At 73.5% G+C, this 12,158-nt stretch carries 10 protein-coding genes; 8 read left to right on the top strand and 2 right to left on the bottom strand.

What is annotated here, in order from left to right; translation table 11 throughout:
* Nucleotides 1–6: 6 nt before the first annotated feature.
* The 5 genes from IEY78_RS08055 (at nt 7) to IEY78_RS08035 (ending at nt 6,236) form a co-directional block, all read left to right on the top strand.
* A complete protein-coding gene (locus IEY78_RS08055; protein ID WP_189096914.1) occupies nt 7–1,110 on the top strand; it encodes an NAD(P)H-dependent flavin oxidoreductase in 1,104 nt (367 codons plus the stop codon).
* 20 nt (nt 1,111–1,130) lie between these two features.
* Nucleotides 1,131–2,690 carry an acyl-CoA synthetase gene (locus tag IEY78_RS08050; RefSeq protein ID WP_189096913.1) on the top strand — a complete coding sequence of 520 codons (1,560 nt, stop codon included), beginning with the start codon at nt 1,131–1,133 and terminating at the stop codon, nt 2,688–2,690.
* 82 nt (nt 2,691–2,772) lie between these two features.
* Complete coding sequence (locus IEY78_RS08045; protein ID WP_189096912.1) at nt 2,773–4,317, top strand: acyl-CoA synthetase; 1,545 nt, start codon at nt 2,773–2,775, stop codon at nt 4,315–4,317.
* A 111-nt stretch (nt 4,318–4,428) separates the two neighbouring features.
* Nucleotides 4,429–5,235, top strand: a complete 807-nt coding sequence (locus IEY78_RS08040) for a VOC family protein (protein WP_189096911.1) — start codon at nt 4,429–4,431, stop codon at nt 5,233–5,235.
* A 158-nt stretch (nt 5,236–5,393) separates the two neighbouring features.
* On the top strand, nt 5,394–6,236 hold the full coding sequence (locus IEY78_RS08035) for an alpha/beta fold hydrolase (RefSeq protein ID WP_229699782.1): 843 nt from the start codon (nt 5,394–5,396) through the stop codon (nt 6,234–6,236).
* Nucleotides 6,237–6,399: 163 nt separating this feature from the next.
* Here the strand turns inward: IEY78_RS08035 and paaK are convergent, their stop codons facing one another.
* Nucleotides 6,400–7,716, bottom strand: coding sequence for a phenylacetate--CoA ligase PaaK (gene paaK / locus IEY78_RS08030; protein ID WP_189097131.1), 1,317 nt, complete (start codon nt 7,714–7,716; stop codon nt 6,400–6,402).
* 121 nt (nt 7,717–7,837) lie between these two features.
* Between paaK and IEY78_RS08025 the strand changes: the two genes are divergently transcribed.
* Together IEY78_RS08025 and IEY78_RS08020 are read left to right on the top strand one after the other, a co-directional pair.
* A complete protein-coding gene (locus IEY78_RS08025) occupies nt 7,838–8,536 on the top strand; it encodes an alpha/beta fold hydrolase (RefSeq protein WP_189096910.1) in 699 nt (232 codons plus the stop codon).
* A gap of 221 nt (nt 8,537–8,757) precedes the next feature.
* Entirely contained in the window at nt 8,758–9,393 is a 636-nt protein-coding gene (locus IEY78_RS08020) for a chorismate mutase (protein ID WP_189096909.1), read from the top strand.
* A gap of 162 nt (nt 9,394–9,555) precedes the next feature.
* Here IEY78_RS08020 and IEY78_RS08015 read toward each other — a convergent pair whose 3' ends face one another.
* Nucleotides 9,556–11,184: an acyl-CoA synthetase gene (locus IEY78_RS08015; protein ID WP_189096908.1), complete on the bottom strand. Its 1,629-nt coding sequence runs from the start codon at nt 11,182–11,184 to the stop codon at nt 9,556–9,558.
* Nucleotides 11,185–11,347: 163 nt separating this feature from the next.
* Here IEY78_RS08015 and IEY78_RS08010 point away from each other — a divergent pair, with 163 nt between their 5' ends.
* A complete protein-coding gene (locus IEY78_RS08010; RefSeq protein ID WP_189096907.1) occupies nt 11,348–12,148 on the top strand; it encodes a crotonase/enoyl-CoA hydratase family protein in 801 nt (266 codons plus the stop codon).
* Nucleotides 12,149–12,158 lie beyond the last annotated feature (10 nt).

The following is a 12,158-nucleotide window of genomic DNA, read 5'->3' as shown; positions in this document are numbered from 1 at the left end:
GCGCGCATGCAGACGGAGTTGAGCAACAGGCTGGGCATCGCGCACGCCGTCTTCGGGTTCACCCCCTTCCCCGCCGTCGCCGCCGCGATCACCCGGGCCGGCGGGTTCGGGGTGCTCGGCGCGGTCCGCTACACCGCCCCCGACGAGCTGGCCCGCGACCTCGACTGGATGCAGGCCCACACCGACGGGCTGCCGTACGGACTCGACGTGGTGATGCCCGCCAAGAAGGTGGCAGGCGTCAGCGAGGCCGAGGTCGAGGCGATGATCCCGGAAGGGCACCGCCGCTTCGTCGCCGGACTCCTCGACACCCACCGGGTGCCGCCGCTCGCGGACGGCGAGGCGGCCGGCTGGCGGATCACGGGCTGGATGGAGCACGTCGCCCGCACCCAGCTCGACGTGGCCTTCGACTACCCCGTCAAGCTGCTCGCCAACGCCCTCGGCCCCCCGCCGCCCGACGTCGTCCGGCGCGCGCACGACCACGGCATCCTGGTCGCCGCGCTGGCCGGCAGCCCCCGGCACGCCCGGCACCACAAGGACGCCGGCATCGACATCGTCGTCGCCCAGGGCTACGAGGCGGGCGGCCACACCGGCGACATCGCCACCATGGTCCTCACCCCGGAGGTCGTCGCCGCCGTTGATCCGCTACCGGTACTGGCCGCCGGCGGCATCGGCACCGGAGAGCAGGTCGCCGCCGGGCTGGCCCTCGGCGCCCAGGGCGTCTGGCTCGGCTCGGTCTGGCTGACCTGCGAGGAGGCCGAGCTGCACTCCCGGCGGCTGACCGCCAAACTGCTCGCCGCCGGCCCCGGCGACACCGTCCGCTCCCGCGCGCTGACCGGCAAGCCCGCCCGCCAGCTGCGCACCGCGTGGACCGACGCCTGGGACGACCCGGACGGCCCCGGCCCGCTCCCGATGCCGCTCCAGGGCCTGCTGGTCGCCGACGCCAACTCCCGTATCCAGCGGCACGAGGTCGAGCCGCTGCTGGGCACCCCGGTCGGCCAGATCGTCGGCCGGATGAACAGCGAACGCAGCGTACAGGCCGTCTTCGACGACCTCACCCGCGGTTTCGAGCGGGCCATCGACCGCCTCCACCGCATCGCCGGACGCGCGTGAACCCCGAGGAGGACAGCGCAATGACACCGGACTCCCCACCCCCCAACGGCTTCTGGGCGCAGGCCACCGCCGCCCCGGACCGCACGGTCCTGATCGCCCCGGACGGCGAGGAGTGGACCGCGGGCCGGCTGCACGCCGCGAGCAACCGACTGGTCCACGGGCTGCGGGCGGCGGGCCTGGAACGCGGTGACGCCTTCGCCGTGGTCCTCCCCAACGGCGTCGAGTTCTTCACCGCCTACCTGGCCGCCTCCCAGGCCGGCTTCTACCTCGTCCCCGTCAACCACCACCTGGTCGGCCCGGAGATCGCCTGGATCGTCGCCGACTCCGGGGCGAAGGTGCTGCTGGCGCACGAGCGGTTCGCGTCCGCGGCGCGAGCGGCCGCCGACGAGGCCGACCTGCCGGCCGCCCGGCGCTACGCCCTCGGCGACATCCCCGGCTTCCGCCCGTACGCCCGACTCGTCGACGGGCAACCGGAGTCCGCGCCCGCCGACCGCACGCTGGGCTGGGTGATGAACTACACCTCGGGCACCACCGGACGCCCGCGCGGCATCCGCCGCCCGCTGCCCGGCATCCCGCCCGAGGAGACCCACCTCGGCGGCTTCCTCGGCATCTTCGGCATCAGGCCGTTCGACGACAACGTCCATCTGGTCTGCTCGCCGCTCTACCACACCGCCGTACTCCAATTCGCCGCCGCCTCGCTCCACATCGGCCACCGCATCGTCCTGATGGACAAGTGGACGCCGCAGCGGATGCTCGCCCTCATGGACGAACACCGCTGCACCCACACCCATATGGTCCCCACCCAGTTCCACCGGCTGCTCGCGCTGCCCGACGAGACCCGGGCGGCGTACGACGTGAGCGCCATGCGGCACGCCCTGCACGGCGCCGCGCCCTGCCCCGACCACGTCAAACGCGCGATGATCGACTGGTGGGGCGGCTGCGTCGAGGAGTACTACGCGGCGAGCGAGGGCGGCGGCGCCTTCGCGACCGCCGAGGACTGGCTCAAGAAGCCCGGAACCGTCGGCAAGGCCTGGCCGATCAGTGAGCTGGCCATCTTCGACGACGACGGCAAACGGCTGCCGGCCGGCGAACTCGGCACCGTGTACATGAAGATGAGCACCGGCGGCTTCCGCTACCACAAGGACGAGGACAAGACGCGGAAGAACCGGATCGGCGACTTCTTCACCGTCGGCGACCTCGGTTACCTCGACGAGGACGGCCACCTCTTCCTCCGCGACCGCAAGATCGACATGATCATCTCGGGCGGCGTCAACATCTACCCCGCCGAGATCGAATCCGCCCTGCTCAGCCACCCCGCGGTCGCCGACGCGGCCGCCTTCGGCATCCCGCACGACGACTGGGGCGAGCAGGTCAAGGCCGTCATCGAACCCGCCGCGGGCCACCGTCCGGGCCCCGAACTGGCCGCCGGCATCCTGGACCACTGCGCCCGCCGGCTCGCCGGCTACAAGTGCCCCAAGTCCGTCGACTTCATCGCCGCCATGCCCCGCGACCCCAACGGCAAGCTCTACAAGCGCCGGCTGCGCGACCCGTATTGGGAGGGCCGCGAGCGCGCCGTCTAGGGGCGGTGACGACAGCCCCCGGCGGCCCTGCGCGGCGGCCGGGTGCCTTGACCCCGGGTGGGCGGCGGTCGAGGATCACGCCATGAGGCGAGCGCGGAGCAATACGGTCGACGGAGTCCTGCGGCGCAGCGCCCGCCGGGTACCCGGGCGGATCGCGGTGCGGTACGGGGAGCGGGCCTGGACCTACCGGGAGCTCGACGACGCGGTGACCGCCGCGGCCCGGGTACTGCTGGCGGACGGCCTGGCGCCCGGCGACCGCGTCGCCTCCTACGGGCACAACTCCGACGCGTATCTGATCGGCTTCCTGGCCTGCGCCCGCGCCGGACTGGTGCATGTGCCGGTCAACCACAGCCTGACGGGCGAGGATCTGCGCTACCTCCTCGACCAGTCGGGCAGCGCGCTGGTGCTCACCGACGCCGCGCTGGCACACCGGCTGCCGGACGGGGTGCGCCGGATGCCGCTGTACGGCGGCCGCTACGGGCTGCTGGAGCGGCTCGCGGCCGCCGAGGCGGCCGAGGACACCGGTCCGTTGGCCGAGGTGCCCGAGGACGCCCTGGTCCAGCTGCTCTACACCTCGGGGACCACCGCGCTGCCCAAGGGCGCGATGATGACCCACCATGCGCTGGTGCACGAGTACACCAGCGCCGTGCTCGCCCTCGGCCTGCGGGAGACGGACCGGCCGCTGCACACCCTCCCGCTCTACCACTCCGCGCAGATGCATGTGTTCCTGCTGCCCTATCTGGCCGTCGGAGCGGAGAACACCATCCTGGACGGCCCCGACCCGGACCGGATCTTCGACCTGGTGGAAGCGGGCCTGGCCGACAGCCTGTTCGCGCCGCCGACCGTGTGGATCACCCTGGCGAACCACCCCGGCTTCGCCACCCGTGAGCTGAGCGGACTGCGCAAGGCCTACTACGGCGCCTCGATCATGCCGGTCCCCGTACTGGAGCGGCTGCGCGCCCGGCTGCCCGGGCTCGCCTTCCACAACTGCTTCGGGCAGAGCGAGATCGGTCCGCTGGCCACCGTGCTCGGCCCGGACGAACACGAGGGCCGGATGGATTCCTGCGGGCGGCCGGTGCTGTTCGTCGAGGCGCGGGTGGTCGACGAGGAGGGCCGCGAGGTGCCCGACGGCACCCGGGGCGAGGTCGTCTACCGGTCCCCGCAACTGTGCACCGGCTACTGGGACAAGCCGGAGGAGACCGCGGAGGCGTTCCGGGACGGCTGGTTCCACTCCGGGGACCTCGCCGTCCGCGACGCGGAGGGCTACTTCACGGTGGTCGACCGGGTCAAGGACGTCATCAACTCCGGGGGCGTCCTGGTCGCCTCCCGCCAGGTGGAGGACGTGCTCTACGAGCATCCGCAGGTGGCCGAGGTCGCGGTGATCGGACTGCCGGACGAGCGGTGGATCGAGGCGGTGACCGCGGTGGTGGTGCGGCGCCCGCCCGGCGGCGGGGGAGCGGACGGCGCCGACGGGCAGGTGGGCGAGCAGGAGCTGATCGAGGCGGCCCGCGCGCGCCTCGCGCCGTTCAAGGCCCCCAAACGGGTGGTGTTCGTGGACGCGCTGCCGCGGAACGCCAGCGGCAAGGTCCTCAAGCGCGAGTTGCGCGCACGGTTCGGGGCGCCCTGAGCCGGGCGGGCCGCGGCGCGCGCGAAGGGCGACTGTCAGTGCCCCCTGCCATGCTGAGAAACGGCGGGAGACAGCCCTGCACGTCACCATCCGCGCAACGGAGGACCACCCATGCTGACCACCAACTATGTCCCGGGCACACCGAACTGGCTCGACCTCGGGGCCCCCGACGTCGACGCCGCCGCGGCCTTCTACTCCGGCGTGCTGGGCTGGACCTTCCAGTCCGCCGGCCCGGACGCCGGCGGGTACGGCTTCTTCCAGCTCGACGGCAAGACGGTCGCCGCCGTCGGCCCGCTGACGGAGGAGGGCGCGTCCTCCGCCTGGAACGTCTACTTCCAGACCCCCGACGCGGACGCCACGGCCAAGGCCGTCGAGCAGGCCGGCGGCGCGGTGCGGGTGGCCCCGGCGGATGTGTTCACCGCGGGCCGGCTGGCGGCCTTCACCGACCCGACCGGCGCCGACTTCGCCGTGTGGCAGCCCGGCGACCTCCCGGGCGGCGGCCTCGGCACGGTCATGGCGCCGAACACGCTGTGCTGGACGGAGCTGTACACGACCGACGCGGCCCGGGCCAAGGACTTCTACGGCTCGGTCTTCTCCTGGACCTACCAGGACATGCCGATGGGCGGTGACGCCGTCTACTCCCTGGTCTCCGCGCCGGGCGGCGGCAAGGTCGGCGACTCCGCGCAGGGCGGCATCATGGAACTCCAGCAGGAGCATCTGCGGGCCGGTTCGTCGTCGGAGTGGCACCCGTATTTCGGCGTGGCCGACTGCGACGCCACCTTCGCCGCGGCCACCGACCGCGGCGCCACGGTCATGATCCCGCCCACCGACGCCCCGGGTGTCGGCCGGCTGGCCATGGTCATGGACCCGGCGGGAGCCCCGTTCGCCCTGCTCAAGGGGGAGCCGACGACGACCTGAGCCGAACCGCCGCCGCGCGCACGCCTCCCCGGGCCCGGCGAGCCGCCGGACCGGCCCCGCGGCTCCCGTGCCCGCGAAAAAGGCCAGGCGCCCACCGGGCCGTACCGCCTACCGTCGTGCCGGGGGCGAGGGAACGTACGACGAGGAGAGCGGTCGCGGTGGGTGCATTTCTGCAGGAACGGTGGACGGCGTCGGGAGTCAGGCTGCGCCAGGTCACCTCGGGCGAGGGGCGCGGCAACTGGCTGTTCGTGCCCGGCGGGCCGGGGCTGGGCTCGGAATCGCTGCTCGGCCTGGTGCGGGCGGCCCAGGTGCCCGGCGCCGCCTGGCTGGTCGACCTGCCCGGCGACGGCTCCAACCGCGGCCTGCCCGGGCTTCCCGCCGAGCCCTACGCCCACTGGCCCGGGGCCCTCGCGGAGGCCGCGCGGGAGCTGGACGACGTGGTCATGGCGGGCCACTCCACCGGCGGCATGTTCCTGCTCTCCGTCCCGGAACTCGAAGGCCTGCTGACCGGCATGGTGCTGCTCAGCAGCGCCCCGCACGCCGGCTGGCGGCCCGGCTTCGCCCGTTACGCCGAGGACCACCCGCTCCCCGAGGTCGCCGGCGCCGCCGAGCGCTATGCCCGGCAGCCGGACGACGACCACCTCCGCGCCCTGACGCTCGCCGCCGCGCCGTGGAACTTCGGCCCCTCCGCACTGGCCGACGGCCGGGACCTGCTGTCCGGCCTCTCCTACTGCCATGACGCGGTGGCCTGGGCCGATGCCCACTTCGACGACGACTACCGGGCCCGCTGGCAGCCCGCGGCCCTGCCCACCCTGATCGTCAGCGGCGCCCGCGACCACATCGTCGACCAGCGGATCTGGCACGAGGAGCCGGGCTTCCACGGCCCGCACGTCCTGCACCGCCGCATCCCCGACGCCGGCCACTTCCCCTGGCTGGAGAACCCGACGGCCGTCCGCGCCGCCTTCGCCGACCTCGCGGCGCGCCTGAACCCGCGGGACTGAACGGGCCCGAGGGGTGGGGGCGAAGGGACGCCGACGGACCCGAGGACCGGGGGAGACGGGGCGCCGACGGACCGCGGGAACGCGTACGCCGACGGATCGAAGGCCGAGGGAGACGGGTCGCCAACGGGCCCGCGGGCGTGCGACGGGGACCCCGCGGAACGCCCTACCCCTTGTCCCGCGGCCGGGCGTCCACGATGCGCTTGATCTTGCCGACCGACCGCTCCAGGGTCTCCGGATCGACGATCTCGACCGCCACCGAGACGCCGATCCCGTCCTTGACGGCGCGGGCGATCCGTTCGACGGCGGCCGCGCGTTCCTGGCGGGTGGCGTCCGGGCGGGCCTCGGCGCGCACGGTCAGCCGGTCCAGCCGGCCCTCGCGGGTCAGCTTCAGCTGGAAGTGCGGGGCGACGCCCGGTGTCCGCAGCACGATCTCCTCGACCTGTGCGGGGAAGAGATTGACCCCGCGCAGAATGATCATGTCGTCGCAGCGTCCGGTGACCTTCTCCATCCGGCGGAAGGCGGGGCGCGCGGTGCCGGGCAGCAGCCGGGTCAGATCGCGGGTGCGATAGCGGATCACCGGCATCGCCTCCTTGGTCAGCGAGGTGAACACCAGCTCGCCGTGCGCCCCGTCCGGCAGCACCTCGCCGGTGATCGGGTCGACGACCTCCGGGTAGAAGTGGTCCTCCCAGATGTGCAGCCCGTCCTTGGTCGCCACGCATTCCTGGGCGACACCGGGGCCCATGACCTCCGACAAGCCGTAGATATCCACGGCGTCGATCGCGAACCGCTCCTCGATCTCGCGGCGCATCTCCTGCGTCCACGGCTCGGCGCCGAAGACGCCCACCTTGAGCGAGGTCGTCCGGGGGTCGACGCCCTGCCGCTCGAACTCGTCCAGCAGGGTGAGCATGTACGAGGGGGTGACCATGATGATCTCGGGGCGGAAGTCCTGGATGATCTGCACCTGCCGGCTGGTCATCCCGCCGGACGCGGGCACGACCGTGCAGCCGAGCCGCTCCGCGCCGTAGTGGGCGCCCAGGCCGCCGGTGAACAGGCCGTAGCCGTAGGAGATATGGACGGTGTGCCCCGGCCGGGCGCCGGCCGCGTGCAGAGAGCGGGCGACGACGTCCGCCCAGCGGGAGAGGTCGCCCTCGGTGTAGCCGACGACGGTGGGGCGGCCGGTGGTGCCGCTGGAGGCGTGGATGCGGCGCACCTCCGCCTTGGGGACGGCGAACATCCCGAAGGGGTACTGGGCGCGCAGATCATCCTTGACGGTGAAGGGGAAGCGGGCGAGATCGTCGAGCGAGCGGCAGTCCCGCGGATGCAGCCCGGCCCGCGCGAAGGACTCCCGGTAGAACGGGACGTGGTCGTAGGCGTGCTGCAACGAGGCGCGCAGCCGGGTGAGTTGGCGCTCGCGCAACGCGTCCCGGGAGAGCCGTTCCGCCTCGTCGAACGTCTCACTGTCATCGGCCGCTGCCGGCATGGAGTTCACCGCCTCGTGTCCCTACCGATCATTCGGTAGCCGCGTGCTGATCCAAGTAATCAGCGCGCGGCGAACACGTCAAGGGGCGTGGCGCGGCGCGCTCGCGGGTAGCGTCCCGCGCATGAGCGACGTCCGGAAGGTGCAGGTCGGTGAGGTCCAGCTGGCATACCGGGTGTGGGGTGAGGGGGACGCCCCGCCGGCGGTGCTGCTGCACAGCCTGGGGGAGGACGGCGAGGACTGGCGCGGCGTGGTCGGCCGGCTCGCCGGCACCCACCGGGTCTTCGCCCTCGATCAGCGCGGCCACGGCCACAGCGACTGGCCCGGGGACTACGGCTTCGCGCGCTGGCGGGACGACGCCCTCGGATTCCTGCGGGCGCTCGGCCTGGAGCGGGTGCTGCTGATCGGGCACTCGCTGGGCGCGGTGGCCGCCCTGCTGGCGGCCGCCGAACGGCCGGACCTGGTGGAGCGGCTGGTGTTGGAGGAGGTCGCCCCGCCGCTGCCCGCCGATCCGCCCCAGGAGGTGCCCCCTCGGCCGGCGGGCCCGGCCTCGTTCGACTGGCAGGCCAAGATCGCGGTGGTGGCGGAGCGGAACGCGCCGGACCCCGCATGGTGGGAGGCGGTGGCGCGGGTGACCGTGCCGACCCTGGTCATCGCCGGCGGGGAGACCAGCCATGTCCCCCAGGAGCAGCTCGCCGCACTCGCCGAGCGGCTGCCCGACGCCCGGCTGGTGACGGTGGAGGGCGCCGGCCATCTCGTCCACGAGGAGCGCCCCGGGGAGTTCCTCGCCGCGGTCGCCTCCTTCCTCGCGCCGCACACCTGACCCGGACGGCAGGCCTCGGCGCATCCACCGGACAGGCCGCGCCGCAACCGGGTCCCGTCTATCGAACCGGCCGCGCCGCGCTCCCGGCTCCCGTCCACCGCACCGGTCGCGTCGCACGGAAATGCACCCCGTCGCGGCGATTGCCCGTTCTTGTCAGGTTCGCGGCCTTATGTTGACCAGGACTTCCCCCGGAGCCCCGGGGAACGCGAGAAAGGCCGATCGTGCAGCTGACCCTTTCGATACGGAGCGCCCTGGCAGCCGGCGCCGCCGCCACCGTCCTGTTCGCCGGAGCCGGGGCGGCCGCCGCGGCCCCGGTCGCCACCGCCCCGGCCGCCGCCCCGGCCCCGTCTGCCGCCCCGGCACACTCCCCGTACGGCCAGCTCCGGCCGCTCGCCGCACTGTCGGCCGAGCGGCTGGCCACCGCCGATGTGGTGGCCGCCGCGAAGTACGGCACCGGCAGCCCGATCGACGACCCGGCCCGTGAGCAGGAGGTCCTGAACTCCGTGGCGGAACAGGCCCGGCAGCTGGGCGCCGACCCCGCGGCGACGACGCGGATCTTCCGGGACCAGATCGAGGCCAACAAGGTCGTGCAGCGCGGGCTGTACCGCCAGTGGGACGCGAACCCGGCGCAGGCGCCCACCGAGCGGCCCGACCTCCAGGAGGTCCGCAAGGAGATCAACCGCATCAACGGCGAGCTGGTGCGCGCCGTCGCCGCCTCCCCGCAGGCCCGCTCGGCGCCGTCCTGCACCCCGGTGCTGGCCGGCGCCGCCCTGAAGGTCCGCGCGGAGCGGAGGCTGGACGGGCTGCACACGGCGGCGCTGGCCCGCTCGCTGCGGTCGGTCTGCGCCGGGGCCTGACCCGAGCGCCGGGGTCTGACCCGAGCGCCGGGGTCTGACCCGAGCGCCGGGGTCTGACCCGAGCGCCGGGGTCTGACCCGAGCGCCGGGGTCTGACCCGAGCGCCGGCCCGGTGCCCGCGCGCCGGCCCGGTGCCGCGCGGCGGACGGGCCGGCCGCTCGGCTCAGGCGGTCCGTCCGCCCGCCGCCACCGCCTTCGCCCAGCGGTAGTCCGCCTTGCCGCTGGGCGAGCGCCGTATGCGGTCGGTGAAGACGACGGCACGCGGAACCTTGTAGCCCGCCAGCCGGGCCCGGCAGTGCTGCTGTATCCCCGCGAGGTCCAACGGGCCCGCGCCCGGGCGCAGTTGGATCACCGCCGCGACCCGGTTGCCCCACCGCTCGTCCGGCACGCCCGCCACCAGCACGTCGTAGACGTCCGGATGCGCCTTGAGCGCCTGCTCGACCTCCTCCGGATAGATCTTCTCCCCGCCGGAGTTGATGCACTGCGAGCCCCGGCCGAGGACGGTGACGATGCCCGCCTCGTCGACGGTGGCCATGTCGCCGAGCAGCACCCAGCGCTCACCGCGCGCCTCGAAGAACGTCTCGGCGGTCTTCTTCGCGTCGTTGTAGTAGCCCAGCGGGACGTGCCCGTGCTGGGCGAGGCGGCCCACCTCGCCGGCCGGCACCGGCTCGTTGGTCGCCGGGTCCACCACCGCCGTACGGGAGTTGACCTGGAGCCGGAAGCCCCGGTCGGCGCCCGCGTCGTCGGTGGCGGTGCCGTTGAAGCCGGACTCGGAGGAGCCGAAGTTGTTGAGCAGCAGGGCGCCGGGGACCAGCGCGCAGAACCGGTCGCGGACGGTCTCCGACAGGATCGCGCCGGAGCTGCTGACGCTGAACAGCGAGGAGCAGTCGGTGTCCTTGAGCGGCCCGGCCAGCGCGTCGACCAGCGGGCGCAGCATGGCGTCACCGACCAGCGACACGCAGGTGACCCGCTCCCGCTCGACGGTCCGCAGCACCTCCTCGGGCACGTACTTGCGGTGCAGCACGACCTTCTGGCCGAAGTGGAAGGCGATGAACGCGGTGAGGGTGGAGGTGCCGTGCATCAGCGGGGGAGTGGGGAAGAACACCAGGCCGTCGTCGCCGGCCGCGACCCGTTCGGCCAGCTCCTGGGGCCGCCGGACCGGCTCGCCGGTCGGGGCGCCGCCGCCCATCCCGGAGAAGAACAGGTCCTCGTGGCGCCACATCACGCCCTTGGGCATGCCGGTGGTGCCGCCGGTGTAGATGATCATCCGGTCGTCGGCGGAGCGCGGCCCGAAGCCGCGCGCGGCCGACGCGCCGGCCTCGGCGTCGGCCAGCGCGACGGGGGCGACCGACGGCCGGGGCGCGCCCTCGGGCGGGGTGCCGACCCGGACCAGGTGCCGCAGCCGGGGCGCCCGCGGCAGGGCGCCGGCCACCCGCGCGGTGAACTCCGCGTCGTAGACCAGCGCCGTCAGATCGGCGTCCCGGTAGAGGTAGGCCAACTCCTCTTCCACGTAGCGGTAGTTGACGTTGACCGGGACGGCCCGGATCTTCAGGCAGGCGTAGAGGGCCTGGAGGTAGCCGACGCCGTTGTAGAGGTGCAGTCCGACGTGCTGACCCGGTCCGATGCCGTGCTCGGCGAGGTGGTGGGCGAGGCGGTTGGCGGCGCGGTCCAGCTCGGCGTAGGTCAGCCGCGCCTCGGCGCCGGAGCCCGGGTGCTCGACGTACACCAGCGCCTCGCGGTCGGGGACCGTGTCGACGATCGACTCGAAGAGGTCGGCAAGGTTGAACTCCACGTCTCCTCCAGACCGGGCGGACGTCGGCTTGGCGGTCATTAGAGCGCCGCCCGGAGGAGCTGGGAAGGGCCCCGGTCAAGAAATCTGACTGTCTGTCAGAAAAGCCTTGAAGTCGCCGTGCGGCTCCTGCAACCTGTTCTGCGTCGTGAGACGGGAGGACACAATGGGCGGGACGGAACATCTGACCGTGGCGCGCACCGGCGCGACCCTGGTACTCACCCTCAACCGGCCGGAGGCGAAGAACGCGCTCTCGTCGGCGATGCTGGTGGGGCTGTACGACGGGTGGGTCGCCGCCGACGAGGACGACGGGATCCGCTCCATCGTCCTCACCGGCGCCGGTGGCACCTTCTGCGCCGGCATGGACCTCAAGGCCCTGGCGGGCGACGGGATGGCCGGCGAGCAGTACCGCGACCGGCTGCGCGCCGACCCCGAGCTGCACTGGAAGGCGATGCTGCGCCACCACCGCCCCCGCAAACCCGTGATCGCCGCCGTCGAGGGCCACTGCGTCGCGGGCGGCACGGAGATCCTCCAGGGCACCGACATCCGCGTCGCCGGCGAGGGCGCCACCTTCGGGCTCTTCGAGGTCCGGCGCGGACTGTTCCCCCTCGGCGGCTCCACCGTCCGCCTCGCCCGCCAGATCCCGCACACCCACGCCCTGGAGATGCTGCTCACCGGCCGGCCCTATACCGCCGAGGAGGCGGCCCGCATCGGCCTGATCGGCCAGGTGGTGCCCGACGGCAGCGCCCTCGACAAGGCCTTGGAGATCGCCGAACTCATCAACGGCTGCGGCCCCTTGGCCGTCGAAGCCGTGAAGGCCTCCGTCTACGCGACCGCCGGGATGACCGAGGCCGACGGGCTCAAGGACGAACTCGCCCGCGGCTGGCCGCTCTTCGCCACCGCCGACGCCAAGGAGGGCGCACGGGCCTTCGCGGAGAAGCGTCCCCCCGTCTTCCGGCGCGCCTGACCCAAGGAGA

This window comes from Streptomyces kronopolitis, from assembly GCF_014646275.1.
Lineage (GTDB): Bacteria > Actinomycetota > Actinomycetes > Streptomycetales > Streptomycetaceae > Streptomyces > Streptomyces kronopolitis.
The sequence above is the reverse complement of the archived record's forward strand: the minus strand, read 5'-3'. Positions and strand labels throughout refer to the sequence as shown.

Bases quoted from the DNA above. Each gene is read 5' to 3' on its own strand.
- IEY78_RS08055 (WP_189096914.1), top strand. From the start codon at position 7: ATGCAGACGGAGTTGAGCAACAGGCTGGGCATCGCGCACGCCGTCTTC.
- IEY78_RS08050 (WP_189096913.1), top strand. From the start codon at position 1,131: ATGACACCGGACTCCCCACCCCCCAACGGCTTCTGGGCGCAGGCCACC.
- IEY78_RS08045 (WP_189096912.1), top strand. From the start codon at position 2,773: ATGAGGCGAGCGCGGAGCAATACGGTCGACGGAGTCCTGCGGCGCAGC.
- IEY78_RS08040 (WP_189096911.1), top strand. From the start codon at position 4,429: ATGCTGACCACCAACTATGTCCCGGGCACACCGAACTGGCTCGACCTC.
- paaK (WP_189097131.1), bottom strand. From the start codon at position 7,716: ATGCCGGCAGCGGCCGATGACAGTGAGACGTTCGACGAGGCGGAACGG.
- IEY78_RS08025 (WP_189096910.1), top strand. From the start codon at position 7,838: ATGAGCGACGTCCGGAAGGTGCAGGTCGGTGAGGTCCAGCTGGCATAC.
- IEY78_RS08010 (WP_189096907.1), top strand. From the start codon at position 11,348: ATGGGCGGGACGGAACATCTGACCGTGGCGCGCACCGGCGCGACCCTG.